The 17,133-nt window shown below is 71.4% G+C and carries 16 protein-coding genes, 1 tRNA gene and 1 pseudogene; 8 read left to right on the plus strand and 10 right to left on the minus strand.

Annotated elements, in window-relative coordinates; genetic code table 11:
- Positions 1 to 18 precede the first annotated feature (18 nt).
- Positions 19 to 1,002 carry an aldo/keto reductase gene (locus OG524_RS07240; RefSeq protein WP_405391769.1) on the plus strand — a complete coding sequence of 328 codons (984 nt, stop codon included), beginning with the start codon at positions 19 to 21 and terminating at the stop codon, positions 1,000 to 1,002.
- Positions 999 to 3,284, plus strand: a complete 2,286-nt coding sequence (locus OG524_RS07245; protein WP_405809531.1) for a helix-hairpin-helix domain-containing protein — start codon at positions 999 to 1,001, stop codon at positions 3,282 to 3,284. The genes OG524_RS07240 and OG524_RS07245 overlap by 4 nt, the downstream gene beginning before the upstream one ends.
- A gap of 88 nt (positions 3,285 to 3,372) precedes the next feature.
- On the opposite strand, the gene OG524_RS07250 is transcribed toward OG524_RS07245, so the two are convergent.
- Positions 3,373 to 4,038, minus strand: a complete 666-nt coding sequence (locus OG524_RS07250; RefSeq protein WP_405391768.1) for a hypothetical protein — start codon at positions 4,036 to 4,038, stop codon at positions 3,373 to 3,375.
- A gap of 47 nt (positions 4,039 to 4,085) precedes the next feature.
- Between OG524_RS07250 and OG524_RS07255 the strand changes: the two genes are divergently transcribed.
- Positions 4,086 to 4,274, plus strand: a complete 189-nt coding sequence (locus OG524_RS07255) for a DUF5703 family protein (RefSeq protein ID WP_405809533.1) — start codon at positions 4,086 to 4,088, stop codon at positions 4,272 to 4,274.
- 68 nt (positions 4,275 to 4,342) lie between these two features.
- Here the strand turns inward: OG524_RS07255 and OG524_RS07260 are convergent, their stop codons facing one another.
- The 3 genes from OG524_RS07260 to OG524_RS07270 form a co-directional block, all read right to left on the minus strand.
- Positions 4,343 to 5,143 carry a chaplin gene (locus tag OG524_RS07260; RefSeq protein WP_405391766.1) on the minus strand — a complete coding sequence of 267 codons (801 nt, stop codon included), beginning with the start codon at positions 5,141 to 5,143 and terminating at the stop codon, positions 4,343 to 4,345.
- 138 nt (positions 5,144 to 5,281) lie between these two features.
- Positions 5,282 to 5,515: a chaplin ChpH gene (chpH, locus tag OG524_RS07265; protein WP_014157166.1), complete on the minus strand. Its 234-nt coding sequence runs from the start codon at positions 5,513 to 5,515 to the stop codon at positions 5,282 to 5,284.
- 144 nt (positions 5,516 to 5,659) lie between these two features.
- A complete protein-coding gene (locus OG524_RS07270) occupies positions 5,660 to 6,994 on the minus strand; it encodes a M20/M25/M40 family metallo-hydrolase (RefSeq protein ID WP_405391765.1) in 1,335 nt (444 codons plus the stop codon).
- 181 nt (positions 6,995 to 7,175) lie between these two features.
- Here OG524_RS07270 and OG524_RS07275 point away from each other — a divergent pair.
- Positions 7,176 to 7,263, plus strand: a tRNA-Leu gene (locus OG524_RS07275).
- Between the two features lie 146 nt (positions 7,264 to 7,409).
- Here OG524_RS07275 and OG524_RS07280 read toward each other — a convergent pair.
- Positions 7,410 to 8,420, minus strand: coding sequence for a family 43 glycosylhydrolase (locus OG524_RS07280; RefSeq protein ID WP_405812439.1), 1,011 nt, complete (start codon positions 8,418 to 8,420; stop codon positions 7,410 to 7,412).
- A 94-nt stretch (positions 8,421 to 8,514) separates the two neighbouring features.
- Positions 8,515 to 9,576 carry a rhamnogalacturonan acetylesterase gene (locus OG524_RS07285; protein WP_405391764.1) on the minus strand — a complete coding sequence of 354 codons (1,062 nt, stop codon included), beginning with the start codon at positions 9,574 to 9,576 and terminating at the stop codon, positions 8,515 to 8,517.
- Between the two features lie 347 nt (positions 9,577 to 9,923).
- Between OG524_RS07285 and OG524_RS07290 the strand changes: the two are divergent.
- A pseudogene (locus OG524_RS07290) lies at positions 9,924 to 11,135 on the plus strand (immunoglobulin-like domain-containing protein); the annotation flags it as partial.
- 126 nt (positions 11,136 to 11,261) lie between these two features.
- Here OG524_RS07290 and OG524_RS07295 read toward each other — a convergent pair.
- Positions 11,262 to 12,131 (minus strand): NmrA/HSCARG family protein, encoded by an 870-nt coding sequence (locus OG524_RS07295; protein WP_405809535.1) that lies wholly within the window; start codon positions 12,129 to 12,131, stop codon positions 11,262 to 11,264.
- Positions 12,132 to 12,186: 55 nt separating this feature from the next.
- Between OG524_RS07295 and OG524_RS07300 the strand changes: the two genes are divergently transcribed.
- Both OG524_RS07300 and OG524_RS07305 read left to right on the plus strand, forming a co-directional pair.
- Positions 12,187 to 12,636, plus strand: a complete 450-nt coding sequence (locus OG524_RS07300; protein ID WP_405391762.1) for a MarR family winged helix-turn-helix transcriptional regulator — start codon at positions 12,187 to 12,189, stop codon at positions 12,634 to 12,636.
- Between the two features lie 144 nt (positions 12,637 to 12,780).
- Entirely contained in the window at positions 12,781 to 13,719 is a 939-nt protein-coding gene (locus OG524_RS07305; RefSeq protein WP_405809538.1) for an RluA family pseudouridine synthase, read from the plus strand.
- A 12-nt stretch (positions 13,720 to 13,731) separates the two neighbouring features.
- On the opposite strand, the gene OG524_RS07310 is transcribed toward OG524_RS07305, so the two are convergent.
- From OG524_RS07310 to OG524_RS07320, 3 genes are all read right to left on the minus strand, one after another.
- Positions 13,732 to 14,361, minus strand: a complete 630-nt coding sequence (locus tag OG524_RS07310; protein ID WP_405809540.1) for an MBL fold metallo-hydrolase — start codon at positions 14,359 to 14,361, stop codon at positions 13,732 to 13,734.
- Positions 14,361 to 15,446 carry an S-(hydroxymethyl)mycothiol dehydrogenase gene (locus tag OG524_RS07315; protein WP_405391760.1) on the minus strand — a complete coding sequence of 362 codons (1,086 nt, stop codon included), beginning with the start codon at positions 15,444 to 15,446 and terminating at the stop codon, positions 14,361 to 14,363. The genes OG524_RS07310 and OG524_RS07315 overlap by 1 nt, the downstream gene beginning before the upstream one ends.
- 343 nt (positions 15,447 to 15,789) lie before the next feature.
- Positions 15,790 to 16,491, minus strand: a complete 702-nt coding sequence (locus OG524_RS07320; RefSeq protein WP_405391759.1) for a FadR/GntR family transcriptional regulator — start codon at positions 16,489 to 16,491, stop codon at positions 15,790 to 15,792.
- A 131-nt stretch (positions 16,492 to 16,622) separates the two neighbouring features.
- Here OG524_RS07320 and OG524_RS07325 point away from each other — a divergent pair, with 131 nt between their 5' ends.
- Complete coding sequence (locus OG524_RS07325) at positions 16,623 to 17,132, plus strand: gluconokinase (RefSeq protein WP_405809542.1); 510 nt, start codon at positions 16,623 to 16,625, stop codon at positions 17,130 to 17,132.
- The last annotated feature ends 1 nt before the right edge of the window (position 17,133 follow it).

The following is a 17,133-nucleotide window of genomic DNA, read 5'->3' on the forward strand; positions in this document are numbered from 1 at the left end:
CCAGTAATCTCAGCGCCCATGGAGCAGAGGCATCTCGGCCGTACCGGCCTTCGCGTGTCACGGATCGGGCTCGGCACCCTCACCTGGGGCCGGGACACCGACGAGCACGACGCCGCGGATCAGCTGAAGGCCTTCTGGGACGTGGGCGGCACCCTCGTCGACACGGCCGATGTGTACGGCGGTGGGGAGGCCGAGTACCTGCTCGGGCGGCTGATCGACACGCTGGTGCCGCGGCAGGATCTGGTCATCGCGACGAAGGCGGGCAGTGTTCCCGACCCGTACCGCCGCTTCGACGGTTCGCGCGGGCATCTGCTGGCCGCGCTCGACGCGTCCCTGGAACGGCTCGGTACGGACTACGTCGACCTGTGGCAGATCCACGCCTTCGACCCCGTGACTCCGCTGGACGAGACCCTTCAGGCACTGGATCTGGCCGTCTCGTCGGGGCGCGTGCGGTACGCGGGCGTGTCGAACTTCAGCGGCTGGCAGCTGGCCAAGGCGGCCACCTGGCAGCTCGCCTCGCCCGGGCTGCGCACCCGGCTGGCCAGTACGCAGATGGAGTACTCGCTGCTGCAGCGGGGCGTCGAGCGTGAGGTGCTTCCGGCCGCGCTGGACCTCGGGGTGGGGCTGCTGCCCTCGTCCCCGCTCGGCCGCGGGGTGCTCACCGGCAAGTACCGCACCGGTACGCCGTCCGACTCCCGGGGTGCGTCGGAGCAGCTGGCACCGTTCGTCGAGCCGTATCTGGACGACCCCGCGCGCCGGATCGTGGACGCGGTGGCCACGGCCGCGGACGGCCTGGCTACGACGGCCCTCCATGTGGCGCTCGCCTGGGTGCGGGACCGCCCCGGCGTGGTGGCCCCGGTCGTCGGCGCGCGCAACGCGCGGCAGCTGACCGAGGCGTTGTCGGTGGAGGCGCTTAGTCTTCCTGACGAGATCTGCCAGGCGCTCGACGATGTGTCGGCGCCCGTGCACCGATATCCGGACCAGGACTGGAGCACGCTGTGACTGCGCTTCCCCGGGGGGAAACCCCGGACCCCGCGGCCGAGAACGACGAGGACCGCGGCACCGACGCCGTTGCCGCCGGCACGCCCGGCGAGGACCGTGCGCCCGGCGAGGAAGGTGCGGAGGGTACGGAGGGTACGGAGGGTACGGAGGGGGCTCCCGGGAGCGCGGAAGGGACTGCCGGGGAGGCTCCCTCGACCGACGCGACCGATGCCGCCGCGGCCGACGGGCCTGCCGCGCTCTCCGAGGCCGAGGCGGAGCTGGCCGCCCAGCGCGAGCTGCGTGAGCGGATCGAGAAGCGCAAGGCCAAGAAGGAAGGGCCCATCCCGGCGGGCACGAAGCTGAGCGGCCCGGCCGCCGACCTGCTCGCGGCCGTACGCGCCGTGGAGAGCGGCGAGAAGCCGGGCACGGCCTTCTTCGACGCCCCCGCGACGGCGCCCGCAGCCCGCCGGGCCGCCCCTGAGGGCCCGGCGCCCGTCCGGCCGTCCCCGGCCCCCGCGCGGACCGCCGTACGCGGGGCGTCCCCGGAGGCCGTGGCCTCGGTCGCGGCCGTACTCGCGGAGGGCGGAGCGCCCGAGGCCCTGGCCCGCCCGACGGCGACGACGCTCGGCGAGCAGGCGGCCGGCCTCCTGCGCGAGGATCCGTGGCAGCTGCTGTCCGTGCCCGGTGTACGCCCTGAACAGGCCGACGGCTTCGCCCGTGCCCTGCTGGGCGCGGAGTGCGGGCCGGACGACGAGCGGCGCACGGCGGCGCTCGTGGGCCGGCAGCTGGAGCAGGCCGCGCTGCGGGGCCACACCGCGCTGGACGCGTCCGAGGTGCGCGCGGCGCTCGCCGGGCACTCGGTGACCGACCCCGAGGCGGCCGTGCGGCACGCAATCGCCGAGGGTGTCGTGCTCGTCTTCCAGGACGGCGCCGACCTGTCGGAGGCGCCGGACGGCGCGGAGCCGGAGGAGACGGACGGCGAGGAGGCCACGGACGAGGCGGGCGACGCCCAGGAACCGGCGCCGGTCCTGCTGGGCCTCGACCGGTACGCACTGGCCGAGGAGAGCCTCGCCGACGGCCTGGGGCGCCTGGTCAACTCCTGCGAGAAGGGCACCGACTGGGCGGACGCAGCCTCTGCCGCCCCGTCCCCCTCGGCGGGCGAGCTGATCCGGACCGTCGCGACCGCCGGCCTGGTCGCCCACAGCGGCGGCGAAAGTGCCAGGGCCGAGCCCGCCGCCCTGATCGCCGCCGCGCGCGGCCTGGGGCTGCGGGCCCTCGCGACCACCCACAGCGTGGACGGCGTGCGCAGGCTGGCCGCCTCGGTGGGTGACCCGCAGGCTGTCGTGACGTTGTCCGGCCTGCTGTCCGGCACCGCCGGTCCTGGCCGGGACGCGGACGGTGCGTTCGCCCTCGATCTTCTGGTGGTGCTGGATGCCCCGCAGCTCGACGTGGAGACGGCCGCGATACTGGTGGAATGCCTGGCCGACGGCACGCGGCTCGTCCTGAGCGGCGATCCGGGTGTGCTCGGATCCGCCGGTGCGGGCCGGGTGTTCGCGGATGTGCTCGCGGCGCGTGCCTGCCCCCAGGTGGTGTCACGCACCCCGGACCCCGGGCCGATCGGCGAGCTGGTCTCGGGCATCGGCATCGGTGAGATCGGCCCGGTCGACGCCCCCGGCAAGGAGGTCGTGATCGTCCCTGTCCGGGATGCCGGTGAGGCCGTCCACCGCACGGTGCAGCTGGTCGCCGACTCGGTGCCGCGTGCCATCGGCGTACCGTCCTCCGACACCCAGGTGATCACGGTCGGGCACGGTGGTTCGGCGGGCACCTCGGCGCTGAACGCGGCGCTCAAGCAGCGGCTCAACCCGGGACCCGGCCGGTTCGGCGGGTTCGATCCCGGCGACCGCGTCGTCCATGTGCCCGCACCCGGCAGGGCCGTTCCCGGGGCGGTCGTCTCGGCCGACGACGAAGGACTGCACCTGGACTGCGCGGGTACACCCGTCGTCGTACCCCAGGACGCGGTGGGGTCGTCGGTGCGGCACGGCTGGGCGCTCAGTGCCCATCAGGCGGCCGGGATGCGCTGGCCCGCCGTGGTGGTCGTCCTGCCGGGTGACGCGGCCCAGGGCCTGAGCCGGCCGTGGGTGTACACCGCGTTCAGCCGCGGCGAGCGGCACCTGTCCGTGGTGCACGGCGTGGACCAGGCCCTGCCTCGCGCGGTGGCCGAGATCCCCGCGCAGGAGCGGACGACCCGGCTGCGCACCCTCCTGGAGGCGCTGCCGACCCCGGACGCCGCCCAGGCCCCGTAGGAGGCCGGGAAGGACCGGACACGTCCGACGGCCCCGGTGCGCTGCGCACCGGGGCCGTCGTGCGGTCGTGCCGTCGTGGCCGTCCGGATCAGGCGCGTTCCGCCACAAAGGCCTCGGGATCCCTGTCCGCGTCGTCCTCGTCCTCGTCGAACACCGTGCTGGCGTCGAAGCGGCACACCACCAGGGACGGATCCGCTTCGTCGAACGGCGCACCGAGCCACTCCCCCGGTTCGGGAAGCTCCTCCACCGCGGAGACCCAGAGGGTGGAGTCCCCCTCCTCCAGGCCGAACTCCTTGTGCCGGGAGGCGATCTCGTCCGCCTCGTACTCCCCGAACAGCACCCCCAGCGCGGCGTGCACGCTGGCACCGACGACGGGCACGGCGGCGCTGTCGTGCCCCTCCGGGTCCAGGTCGGCGATCCGCTGCGCCTGGGCGAGCAGCCGCGGGGGTTCGACCACCGCGTAGTCGCGCCTGATCAGCACGCTGACGGCATGCGGCTCCTCCGGTCCGGCGTACGGCGGCAGGGAGTCGTCCGCGCCCGGGATCTCGAAGGGGGTGACCTCGTCGTAGCGGTCGTAGAGCAGTTCGTCGTAGACCTCGGCCGCAGCGGCCAGTGCGTTGAACGCGTCGTAGACAGCGGGGTCGTCGTCCCCGGTACGGCGTTCGACGGCCTCGAGGTGGCGGTCGAGCGCGGTTTTGACTGCATCGGCGGCGGCGCGTACCTCGGCAGCGGTGGGCTGCGCAGCATCAGACATAGTGCAGACGCTATCCGTACCGGGGCTCTGCCCGCACAATAGATGCGATGCCGGAATACGAATTTGTCGACGTGTACGTGCCGCGCGGGGTGTCCCGCAATGAAGCGGCCCGCCTGCTGACCGACCATGCCGAGTACGGGCACTGGGAGTTGGACCGGCTGACGCTGCGCCTTGACGGCAGCCGCCGCGTGCGGTTGCGCCGCCGGATCATCCGCCAGCTCCGCGCCACCTGGTAGCACGGAGCGGGTTCCGCACACGCGGAACCCGCTCCTCTGATCGTGCTGTACGCGCTGTCGTGGTGCTGTTACGCGGCGCTGCGGGAGCGCCGGTAGAGGACCGTGCCCGCACCCGCGAGCAGCAGACCCGCGCTCGCCGGAATCAGCAGGTCGAGGCCGCCCGCACCGGTGTGGGCGAGCTGCTCGGTCACGAACTGGGTCTCTGGAGCCGGCGGCACGGAGACGTGCTCGGGCGGCAGGACCGGCTTCCCCGGGGTGTGCGGCGTCGGCGGGACGACGGGCGGGGTGACCTCCGCGTCGTTCTCGCAGCTGTTGCCGAAGACCGGGTTGAGCAGTCCGCCGATGGTGATGCTGTTGCCGCAGAGGTTCACCGGGATCGCGACCGGCACCTGCACCTGGTTGCCGGAGCCGATGCCGGGCGAACCCTTGGCCTCGCCCTGTGCCGTGGCGCCGGGAGCGCGATGCCTGCCGGTCCCCGCCCCGCCGTCCCGGGCCTCGTGCCCGGACGCGTGGCTGCCGGAGCCCGGTCCGTCGGACCCGGAGGGGCCGGAGCCCGACCCGGAGGGGCCGGAGCCGTGCCCGGACGAGGCGTCGTGGTCCGACGCGTGGCCGTGCCCGGCACCCGCCGATCCGTTTCCGCAGTCGTTACCGCTCGTGGGATTGAGCAGACCGCCGACGTTCACGGAATTTCCGCACACGTTGACGGGAATGTCGATCGGGACCTGGATCGAATTCCCCGACAGCACTCCCGGTGAGTTCGACGCACCGCCGGACGCTCCCGCATCGGCATGTGCGTAACCGCCACCGAGCGCGAGCACTCCGCCCGCCGCTGCCATGGTGATCAGGCCTTTACGTGTGACCTGTCGCATAGGTTGCTTTCCTGCCTTCTGCCTTCCGAAACGCCCCTGGACACAGCCTGTCCGGGGGCCCGATGCCCGGCGGCCCCGGAGTGCATGGCGCGCACTCCGGGGCCGCCGGACCACACCCTTACGGGTTGGTGTTCAACGTCAGGCGTTGACGCAGGTGTTGCCGAAGGCGGGGTTCAGCAGCCCGATCACGGAGATCGTGTTGCCGCACACGTTCACCGGAACGTGGACCGGCACCTGGACGACGTTGCCCGAGAGCACGCCGGGGCTGCCGATGGCGGCACCCTGGGCACCGGCGTCGGCGGAAGCCATACCCGCACCCGCGAGCACGAGACCACCGGTAGCAGCCGCGATTGCGACGACCTTCTTGATCATTATTCCTCCTGGTTGACAAGTGCGGCCCCAGCCGCGGACCGCATCACCTGTAACGAGGAGGGGGTGAGAGGGCTACGAGTGCACGGCCCCTTTCACCCTTTCTGGTTATGTACGCACACGCTGGCGAATTCAGCCGCGATGCGTTCAGGAATGGTCGATGAACCGGTCGAGCACCCGGGCGCCGAACTTGAGGCCGTCCACCGGAACCCGCTCGTCCACACCGTGGAACATGCCGGCGAAGTCCAGCTCCGGCGGCAGCTTCAGCGGGGCGAAGCCGAAGCAGCGGATGCCGAGGTCGTCGAAGGACTTCGCGTCGGTGCCGCCGGACAGCATGTAGGGCACCGCACGGGCGATCGGGTCCTCGGCCTTGAGCGCGAGCTGGATCGCGTCCACCAGGGAACCGTCGAAGCTGGTCTCCAGCGCCTTGTCGCCGTGCACGTCCTCGCGCTTCACCCGCGGCCCGAGGATCCGGTCGAGGTCGGCCAGGAACTCCTCCTCGTATCCGGGCAGGAAGCGCCCGTCCACGTGCGCGGTGGCCTGTCCGGGGATCACGTTCACCTTGTAGCCGGCGCCGAGCATGGTGGGTGCGGCGGAATTACGCAGGGTGGCGCCGACCATCTTGGCGATCCCGCCGAGCTTGGCGAGCGTCGCCTCCATGTCCTCCGGGTCGAGCGGGGTGCCCAGTGCGTCGGACAGCTCGTCGAGGAAGGACCGTACGGTCTTGGTCACCCTGACCGGCCACTTGTGCCGCCCCAGCCGGCCGACGGCCTCGCAGAGCTCGGTGATGGCGTTGTCGTTGTTGGTCATCGAGCCGTGGCCGGCGGTGCCGTCCACGGTGAGACGCATCCAGTGCATGCCCTTCTGCGCGGTCTCCACCAGGTAGAGCCGCAGGTTCTCGTTCACGGTGAACGAGAAGCCGCCGACCTCACCGATCGCCTCGGTGACGCCGTCGAAGAGGTCGCGGTGATTGTCGACGAGGTGGCGGGCCCCGTAGGTGCCGCCCGCCTCCTCGTCGGCGAGGAAGGCCAGCACGATGTCGCGCGGGGGCTTGCGGCCGCTGCGCATGCGGTCGCGGACGACCGCGAGGGTCATCGCGTCCATGTCCTTCATGTCGACCGCACCCCGGCCCCAGACGCATCCGTCCGCGATCTCGCCGGAGAACGGGTCGTGCGTCCAGTCCGCCGCGTTGGCCGGCACCACGTCGGTGTGCCCGTGGATCAGCAGTGCGGGCCGGGACGGGTCCTCGCCCTCGATCCGCGCCACGGTGGAGGCGCGGCCCTTGTGGGACTCGATGATCTGCGGCTCCAGCCCGACCTCGGCGAGCTTCTCGGCGATGTACTCGGCGGCGAGCCGCTCCCCGGGGCCGGAGTGGTCGCCGTAGTTGCTGGTGTCGATCCGGATCAGGTCACGACAGAGGTCCACGACCTCATTCTCGGCGGACCCGCCGATGCCGGCCGTGGCCGTGTTGGTCTCGCTCACGCTGCTTCCTTCCACTGTCGCGGTGCTGCTCCCCTCATCCTCGCGCGCCTGCCCCGCACACCCAAGACCGCCCACTCCTCGTCACGTGCCTTTCACATGCCGGGGGCGTGATCGAGCACCCCCGAATGTTTGCTATGGTTTTCCACGTCGGAACGGGCACGGCCCGGACGACAGACACCCGGTCCGGGTGGCGGAATGGCAGACGCGCTAGCTTGAGGTGCTAGTGCCCTTTATCGGGCGTGGGGGTTCAAGTCCCCCCTCGGACACCAGCACAAACCCCAGGTAACCTGGGGTTTTTTGCTTTTTGGCCCCCTTGACATGGGCGAGGGGGCTCGGGGTGCGCCGGGAACGTGTGGGTGAGGTCGGCCCGTGTCCCGCGCCCCGGGCCGGTTCCGGCCGGGGCGCGGGTCCACTGTCAGACGGTGTCGGCGACGGGGATGCCGAAGTCCGGTGTGCCGTCGGTCTTCCAGGCCAGCCGCTGGATGCGGGTGTGCCGGTTGGGATCGTGCAGCGGGTCGCCGGTGATCTCCGGGTACGGGCGTGCGTGGTAGACGAGCACGTCGGTGCGGCCGTCCTCGGCGACGGTGAAGGAGTTGTGGCCGGGGCCGTACTGCCCCGTCTCCTCGCTGCCGGTGAAGACGGGCTCCGGGGACTTGGCCCAGGAGGCCGGGTCCATCAGGTCGCTGCGGGCGTCGGCGGTGAGGAGGCCCATGCAGTAGCTGGCGTCGGTGGCGCTCGCGGAGTACGTCATGAAGACGCGGCCGTTCCGCTTGATCACCGCCGGCCCCTCGTTGACCGCGAAGCCGACGCGTTCCCAGTCGTACTCGGGCGTGCTGAGGCGGATCTGGGGCCCCGTCAGTGTCCAGGGGCCGGCCATCCGCGAGAGGAAGAGCCCGGTGTTGCTGCCCGCTCCGGGTTCGTGCTGGGCCCAGGCGAGGTAGCGGTCGCCGCGGTGGGTGAAGGTGTGGGCGTCGAGGGAGAAGGTGTCCCAGGCGGTGGCGAGTTGCCCCCTCTCGGTCCAGGTGCCCCGGAAGGGGTTGGCGCTCGCGTTCTCCAGCACCCAGATGCGGATCTTCCAGATGTCGTCCGCGGGGGCGGCCGCGAAGTAGATGTACCAGGTGGTGCCGATGCGGTGGAGCTCCGGCGCCCAGATGTGGGCGGCCATGTCCCCGGTGGTGTGCCGGGTCCAGACGACCGATTCCTCGGCGGTACCCAGGCCGCCCAGCGTGCGGGACGAACGCAGGACGATCCGGTCGTACTCGGGGACGCTGGCGGTGAGGTAGTAACGGCCGTCGGTGTGCCGGGTGATGTGCGGGTCGGCGCGCCGCTCGACGAGCGGATTGCGGTACGCGGCGTGCGGCGTCGCCGCGTGGGCGACGCCGGGTACGGCGGTGAGGGCCCCTGCGACCAGGGCTTCCCTCTGCATGCTCCTGCGGCCGGGCACTTCGGCTCGGCTCACGGGGATCGCCTTTCGTGGGGGACGGTCCTTCGTGGGGGACGGGCGCTCAAGAGGGCGGGGGTCATCGGACCGCGTGGGGCGGGACGAGCTTCCGGTCGCGCAGCTCGCCGAGGACGAGCGCGGCATACTCGGTGGCGCCGCGCGTGGAGGTGTGGGTGTTGTCGCGCTTCTCGTCGTAGAGGTAGAGGGCCTTGGACGCCTCGGGGCCGAGCTCCTCGACACGCGCCTTGGTAAGGGCGGTGAGGTCGACGAGCGGGGTGCCCTGCTCGGCGGCGAGGGTGCGCACCTCGGCGGGCAGGTCGACGCCCAGGCCGTTGACGAGGAGGGCGGTGCCGTTGTCGAGGGTGCCGTCGGTGTTGAACCAGCGGCGGACGATCGGGGTGACGAGCACGGGCCGTCCGCCCTCGGCCCGTACGTCCTCGATCATCGCGGTGAGGTTGGTGCGGTAGGTGGCGCGGTCGGTCTGCTTGTCGTTGTGGGCGAGCTGGACGAGGACGAGGTCACCGCGGTGGATACGGGCCCGGAGCGCGGGGAAGAGTGCCGGGTTGTCCCGGAAGGACTGCGAGCCCTCCCCGGAGTCGGCGTAGTTGGCGACGGCGATCCGGTCGGTGAGGTACTGCGGGAGCTGCTGCCCCCAGCCCGAGTAGGGGTCGCCGGGCTGGTCGCAGACGGTGGAGTCGCCGGCGAGGAGGATCTGGGGCGTGCGGACGCGTTCGACCCGGAGCGCAGCGAGCCGCGGTGCCGTACCGCCGAAGGCGAGGTCCAGTCCGGGGCTGCCGGTGGGTCCGGTGGGCTCGCCCTCCGGTTCGCGGACGTCCACGGTGAAGCTGCGGCGGACGGTCTTCCCGGCGGCGTTCGGGGTCTCGGCGAGCACGGTTCTGCGGGTCTCGGCGGTGACGGAGGTCGAGCCGGCCCCGGCGCCTCCACCGAGGAGGACCCGGACGCGGTAGGTGCCGGGAGCGACATCGAAGTGGCAGAGGACGGGGGCGGTGCCGGTGCAGTGGTCCAGGGCGTCCGGCCCGGCGGCGGGGCGGTCCTGGGCCCTGGCGGGGGTGGACGCGAGGGCGGTCAGGGCGGCGACGGCGGTGCAGGCGGCCAGCAGTGCGGATCCGGCTCGGCGCATGGCGGGGCTCCTCCGGTTGGGATGGATCGGATTCCGGGGTGGACGGATTCCGGTTGAATGGATTCAGCGGGCAGGACCCTACGCGGATCGGCAAGCGCTTTCTACGGTGCGCGCAGTTTCGTCCGTTCCCCTTGACTAGGGCTCAGGACCAGCCCTAACGTCGGTCCGATTTGACGAACGGCGACCGGTACACCGAACGTGATGTCGGGAGACTCATGCCTCCGCACCCTGCGGGACACTCCGCGAGAAGAGCCTTCACCCCGCTGCTGCCCCTGTTGTCGCTGGTCGTCGGCCTGCTCACGCTGCCCGGCGGAGGCTCCGCCCACGCCGGGCCGGCCCCGGTCGGCGACAGGGCGGCCACCGCACGGGCCGCCGCCGGGCTCATGGTCCACGGCCTCGACGACGTACGCGGCCATCTGACGCTGCCCGCCACCGGGGCCCACGGCACCACCGTCACGTGGAGGTCCCAACGGCCCCGGGTCATCGACGCGACAGGCATCGTGCACCGCCCGGAGCCCGGTGCGGGACCGACGAGCGTGGAGCTCACCGCCGTGGTCACCCGGGGCAGGGCGGCCACGCGCCGTACCTTCACCGCCGCCGTGCCCGAACTGCCGCAGGAGCGGACGTACACCGGCTACGCCATGAGCTACTTCACGGGCGAGAGCACCGAGGACGGCGAGCAGATACGGATGTCGCTCAGCCGTGGCGACGACCCGCTGCACTGGCAGGAACTGAACGGCGGTGAGCCGGTGCTCACTTCGGACCTCGGCACCGAGGGGCTCCGCGACCCGTTCGTCATCCGCTCACCGGAGGGCGACAAGTTCTACCAGATCGCCACCGACCTGCGGATGTACGGCGGCGCGGGCGGCAGCTGGGACCAGGTCCAGCGCACCGGCAGCAGGTCGGTCATGGTCTGGGAGTCCACGGACCTGGTGAACTGGACCGACCGGCGCCTGGTGGAGGTCGCGCCCGGCACCGCCGGCAACACCTGGGCCCCGGAGGCGTACTACGACGAGAGGCTCGGCTCGTACGTCGTCTTCTGGGCCTCCAAGATCTACGCGGCGGACGACCCGGAGCACACCGGCAGCACCTACAACAAGATGCTGTACGCGACCACGCGTGACTTCCGCACCTTCACCGAGCCGGAGGTGTGGCACGACCCCGGGTACTCGGTGATCGACTCGACGGTCATCCGCCACGACGGCAGCTATTACCGCTTCACCAAGGACGAGCGGAACCCGTCGTCGGACACCCCGTGCTCCAAGTTCATCACGGCGGAGAAGTCTCAGGACCTCACGTCCCGTTCGTACGGCTTCGTGGCCGACTGCATCGGCAAGGGCTCGGTCGACCGGGGCGAGGGCCCCGCGGTCTTCAGGTCCAACACCGAGGAGAAGTGGTACCTCCTCATCGACGAGTTCGGCGGGCGCGGCTACGTACCGTTCGAGACGGACGACCTCGACTCGGGCAGGTGGACGATGTCCGCGGACTACGCACTCCCGGCGGGCGCCCGGCACGGCACGGTGCTTCCGGTCACGCAGGAGGAGTACGAGCGGCTGCTCGGCTCCTGACGGCCGGGCGGTGCCATTCAACCGCCGCCCACGCAGAACGCCCGGCCGGCGAACCCCGGCCGAGCGCCTGTATGAACTGCTCGCGGCCTGAGTCCGGCCACGTGCTGACGCGTGGAATCAGCTGACCGGCCAGGTGCGCCCGGCTGCCCACGTATCGAAGCGCTGCCAGCCGATCTCCGGAAAGTCGCGCCGCAGTGCGTCCACGTCCACATCGAGGCCGACGTCTGTGAAGTAGCGGAACATCGCGGCGAGATCGGCCGAGAACGCCTCGACGTGGGTGATCGGCAGTCGCTCGAAGACGATCGGCCGGCCGCATACCCCGGTCAGGGCTTCCGCGATCTCCAGGCAGGTCAGCTTGTCGGAAGCGATGTCGATGCGCCGGCCCGCGAACTCCTGCGGCCGCGTAAGAACATGGGCTGCGAAGGCCCCGATGTCCCGTGCGGGAATCAGCGTCAGCGGCCGGTCGGCCGGCATCGGCAGCACGAACCGGCCTTCGCGCAGGCCCTCGAGCGACCACTCGACCGTGTAGTTGTCCATGAACGCGGCCGGACCGAGGATCGTCCACGGCACACCCAGCCCTCGCAGGTGCCGTTCGATGCGGTACTTGCTCTCGAAGTGCGGAATGCCCGTGCCGCGGTCGGCGTGCGCTGCCGAGGTGAACACGATGTGCCCGACACCACGGGCGGCCTCCAGCAGGTCGATGCCCTGCCTGACCTCGGTCTCCGGGTCCGAGCCGAACGGCGTGGACATCGCGAACAGTCCGTCGGCGCCCTTCAGGGCCGCCGCCAGCGACTTGCTGTCGTCGAAGTCCGCCGCGTACACGTCGGCGCCGAGACCCCTCAGCGCGTGGGCGGCGGCCGAGTCGGAAGTGCGGGTGAGGGCACGGACCTGGAAGCCCTGATCGAGTAGCGAGCGGGCGGCCGCACCGCCTTGGGCGCCGGTCGCTCCGGCGACGGCCACCACGGGCCGGTAGAATTCCTTCGTCATGCGGTTACCGTACGACACAGTTACTGCGTTACGCAGATATTTAGCGAGGGTATGCATGCTGATTGACGATCTCCAGCAGGAGTCCCGCCGCTACCTGGCCTCCTACGTCATGTTCAACCAGGCGGTCGCGGATCACCTCAAGCTGCACCCCACCGACGTCCAGTGCCTCAACCTGCTGACCGCCGAGCCCGGCCCGTTCACCACCGGCCGGATCGCCGAACTCACCGGCCTGACCAGCGGATCGGCCACCCGGCTGGTCGACCGTCTCGAGAAGGCCGGTTACGTTGTCCGGCACCGCGACAAGACCGACCGCCGCCGGGTCCGGGTGGAGCCTGTCCCGGAGGCCATGCGGGATCTCATGGAGCTGTGGTCCGAGCTCAGCCAGGGATGGCAGGCGATGTTCGCCGACTACACCGAGGACGAGCGCGCCCTGCTGTACCGGCACATGCAGCGCACCGTTGAACTCTCCCGGCAACAGATCGCCCACCTGCGCGACAAGAAATGACCGCCGCCCGCACAGAACGCTCGGCCGACACCCGGCCGAGCGGTGGCGTCCAGAACAGGAAGCAGCTGTGTGGGAAACCGGTCGCCGGGCGGTGCCATGATGGGCAGTTCCTCCAGGCCCCCACCCATGACAAGGACCGACGCGATGAGAGGACGGGCGAAACCCCCCGCCGCACCGTTGCCGCAGCACGCGGGAGTCGATCCGGTGCGGGTGCGGCTGCCGGAGGACCCCGACGGGGTCTGGGGGTGCGTCCGGGACCATCTGCTGGACCGGTTCGCGGGGGCGATCGGCGCGGAACGGGTGGAGGCCATGCTGGCCGGGGGGCGGTTCGTCGGGGCCGACGGCGCTGCGGTGGGGGGCGACGAGCCGTACACAGCGGGGCGGTACCTCTGGTTCCACCGCGACTTCGCACCGGAGGAACCGGTGCCGTTCCCGGTCGGCGTGGTGTACCGCGACACGCACCTCGTCATCGCGGACAAGCCGCACTTCCTGGCCACCACCCCGCGCGGCCGGCACATCACCGAGACGGTGGTGGCCCGGCTGCGCAGGGAGCTGGATCTCCCGGACCTGCAGCCCGCGCACCGGCTCGACCGGCTGACGGCGGGGCTGGTGCTCCTCGTCGTACGGCCCGGGGAGCGGGGTGCCTACCAGACGCTGTTCCGGGACCGGCTGGTGCGCAAGGAGTACGAGGCGGTGGCTTCGTACGACCCGGGGGTGGCGCTCCCCCGCACCGTGCGCAGCCGGATCGTCAAGGAGCGCGGGGTCATCGCCGCGCGCGAGGAGCCCGGCGAGGTGAACAGCGAGAGCCGGATCGAGCTGCTGGAGCACCGGGGCGGGCTCGGCCGCTACCGGCTGCTGCCCGCAACCGGGCGTACCCATCAGCTCCGGGTCCATATGAACGCGCTGGGTCTGCCGCTCGTCCACGATCCCGTCTATCCGGTGGTGGAGCCGGAGCAGGACCGCGACGACTACACGCGGCCCATGCAACTGCTGGCCAGGGTGCTGGAGTTCACCGACCCGGTCACGGGTGTGCCGCACCGCTTCGAGAGCGGCCTGCGGCTGTCCGCGTGGCCGGACCGGTGAACGCGGGCCGGGTCAGTGGCCGCGGGCGATCCATTCGTCCAGGTGCGGGGCCTCGTCGCCGATCGTGGTGGAGTCCCCGTGTCCGGTACGCACGACCGTCTCGGGCGGGAGTCCGAGCAGCCGGTCCCTGATCGAGTCGACGATCGTCGGGAAGTGGGAGAAGGACCGTCCGGTGGCCCCGGGCCCGCCGTGGAACAGGGTGTCACCGGTAAAGACGGTGGCCAGGTCCGGGGCGTAGAGGCAGACAGCGCCCGGTGCGTGGCCCGGGGTGTGCAGGACCGACAGGCGTGTTCCGGCGATCTCCAGCTCCTGCCCGTCGGCCAGTTCGGCGTCGGGGGTGCGGTGCGGGTGGGTCTGCTTCCACAGCGGCAGGTCGTCGGGGTGCAGGAGGATCGGTGCGCCGGTCGCGTCGGCGAGGGCGGGGGCCGCGTCGATGTGGTCGTTGTGCGCGTGGGTGCAGATGATGGCGCGCAGCGTACGGCCGCCGAGTGCGGCCTCGATCGCGAGGGCGTCGTGGGCGGAGTCGATGACGACCGCCTCGGTCTCGTCGCCGATGATCCAGACGTTGTTGTCGACGTCCCACTCACCGCCGTCGAGGGCGAAGGTGCCGGAGGTGACCAGGTGGTCGATACGGGCGGTCATCAGAACACCACCACCGAACGCAGGACGTCACCGTCGTGCATGCGGGCGAAGGCCTGTTCGATGTCGCCGAGTCCGATCGTCTCGGTGACGAACGCGCCGAGGTCGATGCGGCCCTGCTGGTGCAGGTCGATGAGCATCGGGAAGTCGCGCGAGGGCAGGCAGTCGCCGTACCAGGAGGACTTGAGCGAGCCGCCGCGTCCGAACACGTCGAGCAGCGGGAGTTCGAGCTGCATCTCCGGGGTGGGGACGCCGACGAGGACGACGGTGCCGGCGAGGTCACGGGCGTAGAAGGCCTGCTTGTACGTCTCGGGGCGGCCGACAGCCTCGATGACGACGTCCGCGCCGTTGCCGCCGGTCAGCGCGCGGATCGCCTCGACGGGGTCGCCGGAGCGTGAGTTGACGGTGTGGGTGGCGCCCATCCTCTTCGCCGTCTCCAGCTTGCGGTCGTCGATGTCGACCGCGATGATCTTCGCCGCGCCCGCGAGCCGGGCGCCTACGACGGCCGCGTCGCCGACGCCGCCGCAGCCGATGACGGCGACGGAGTCGCCCCGGCCGACCTGGCCGGTGTTGATGGCCGCGCCGATGCCCGCCATGACACCGCAGCCGAGCAGTCCGGCGACGGCCGGGGAGACCTCGGGGTCGACCTTGGTGCACTGGCCGGCCGCGACGAGGGTCTTCTCGGCGAAGGCACCGATCCCGAGGGCCGGGGAGAGTTCGGTGCCGTCCAGCAGGGTCATCTTCTGCGCGGCGTTGTGGGTGTTGAAGCAGTACCAGGGACGGCCGCGCAGACAGGCGCGGCACTGTCCGCACACCGCACGCCAGTTGAGGACGACGAAGTCGCCGGGCGCGACGTCGCTGACGCCCTCGCCCACGGACTCCACGATGCCCGCGGCCTCGTGGCCGAGCAGGAACGGGAAGTCGTCGTTGATGCCGCCCTGCCTGTAGTGCAGGTCGGTGTGGCAGACGCCGCACGCCTGGATCTTCACGACTGCCTCGCCGGGCCCGGGGTCCGGGATCACGATGGTCTCGACCCGCACCGGCTCGTTCTTCCCCGGTGCGATGACCCCTTGCACCTGCTGCGCCATACCGTGGTCTCCCTGTTTCCGAGTGGGGCTCCTGCGAAGGTTGATCACGGACAACCGTACGCCCCGGAGGGTGCCGCGCCGGCACCCTCCGGGGCGTTGCGTTCCACGGAGGAGGGTTGGGTGTCAGACCTCGGGGTCGTGGACCTCCGGCCGCCGTCGCAGGTCGGCAGCACACGTGTCCGGCCGATCTCGTCGGACGGTGGCGCCGGATCGCAGGAGGGCTCCGAACGGGTACTGGAGGGCGGCCCTCCCGGCGGCGCCGGAGATGGTGTTCGCGGCCTCTGTGGGGCGGTTGGCGCACGTGCGTGAAGGACCGTGCTCGCCCGGCGACCGAGGGCGAAGCTCAGGGCGCGAGTACGTCCAGTTCGTGGAGGGCGCCCACCGCGATCTCCTTCGTCAGGCGTTCCGCGGCTGCCGCGTCCCCCTCGCGGACCGCCTCGGCCAGGCGTACGTGCAGGGTGACGGCGGCCGGGTCCGGGTCCTCGAACATCACCTGGTGGTGGGTGCGGCCCGCGAGGACCTCGGCGACGACGTCGCCGAGCCGCGCGAACATCTCGTTGCCGGAGGCGTTGAGCACGATCCGGTGGAAGGCGATGTCGTGCCGCAGATAGCCCTCCAGCTGCTGGCCGCGCGAGGTGGCGACCATGCCGAGGGCGCATTCGGTGAGGGCGGCGCACTGCTCGGCGGTGGCGTGGCGGGCGGCGAGTCCGGCGGCGACGGGTTCGACGGCGGACCTCAGCACGGTGAGCGACCGCAGCTGCCGGGGGCGGTCCGCTCCGGCCAGCCTCCAGCGGATGACCTGGGGGTCGTAGACGTTCCACTCCTCGGTGGGCCGCACGGTCACGCCGACCCGGCGCCGGGACTCGACCAGGTGCATGGATTCCAGTACGCGGACGACCTCGCGCACGACGGTGCGGGACACGTCGAAGCGCTGGGCGAGTTCATCGGTGCGCAGGACCCGGCCCGGCGGGCAGCCGCCCGCGGCGATCTCCAGACCCAGGGTGTCCAGCACATGTGTATGCAGCCCCTGGCCCTGTGTGGTCATGCCCACAAGCCTACGGGGCGGCCTGCAGGAACAAAAAGTACGACGTTTATGTCACAGCTACTTGAATAAGTCGTACGTAATGAGTTTCAGTAGCGCGACGGACCGATGTCGAAGAAGACAGCGAGGCACCAATGAGCACCCCCCACGTCGTCGTGGTGATGGGCGTAGCAGGGACCGGAAAGACCACGATCGGCCCCCTGCTCGCCGCCGCACTCGGCGTTCCCTACGCCGAGGGCGACGACTTCCACCCGCCGGCCAACATCGCCAAGATGTCGGCGGGTACCCCGCTGGACGACAGCGACCGCCGGCCCTGGCTGGACGCGATCGGCCGGTGGGCCCACGGCCGGGCGGGGCTCGGCGGAGTCGTCAGCAGCTCGGCGCTCAAGCGGGTCTACCGTGACCGGCTGCGCGCCGAAGCCCCTGGTGCCGTCTTCCTGCATCTGACCGGCGACCGGGCTCTCATCGAGCGCCGGATGGCGGACCGCAAGGGGCACTTCATGCCGGCCGCACTGCTCGACTCCCAGTTCGCGACCCTGCAGGAACTGCAGGAGGACGAGGCGGGCGTGGCAGTGGACGTGTCCGGAACCCCCGAAGAAATAACCGACCGGGCCGTCGCCGCGTTGCGCCGGCTCGATTCCTGAG

It is taken from the genome of Streptomyces sp. NBC_01520, assembly GCF_045040375.1.
Taxonomy (GTDB): Bacteria; Actinomycetota; Actinomycetes; order Streptomycetales; family Streptomycetaceae; genus Streptomyces.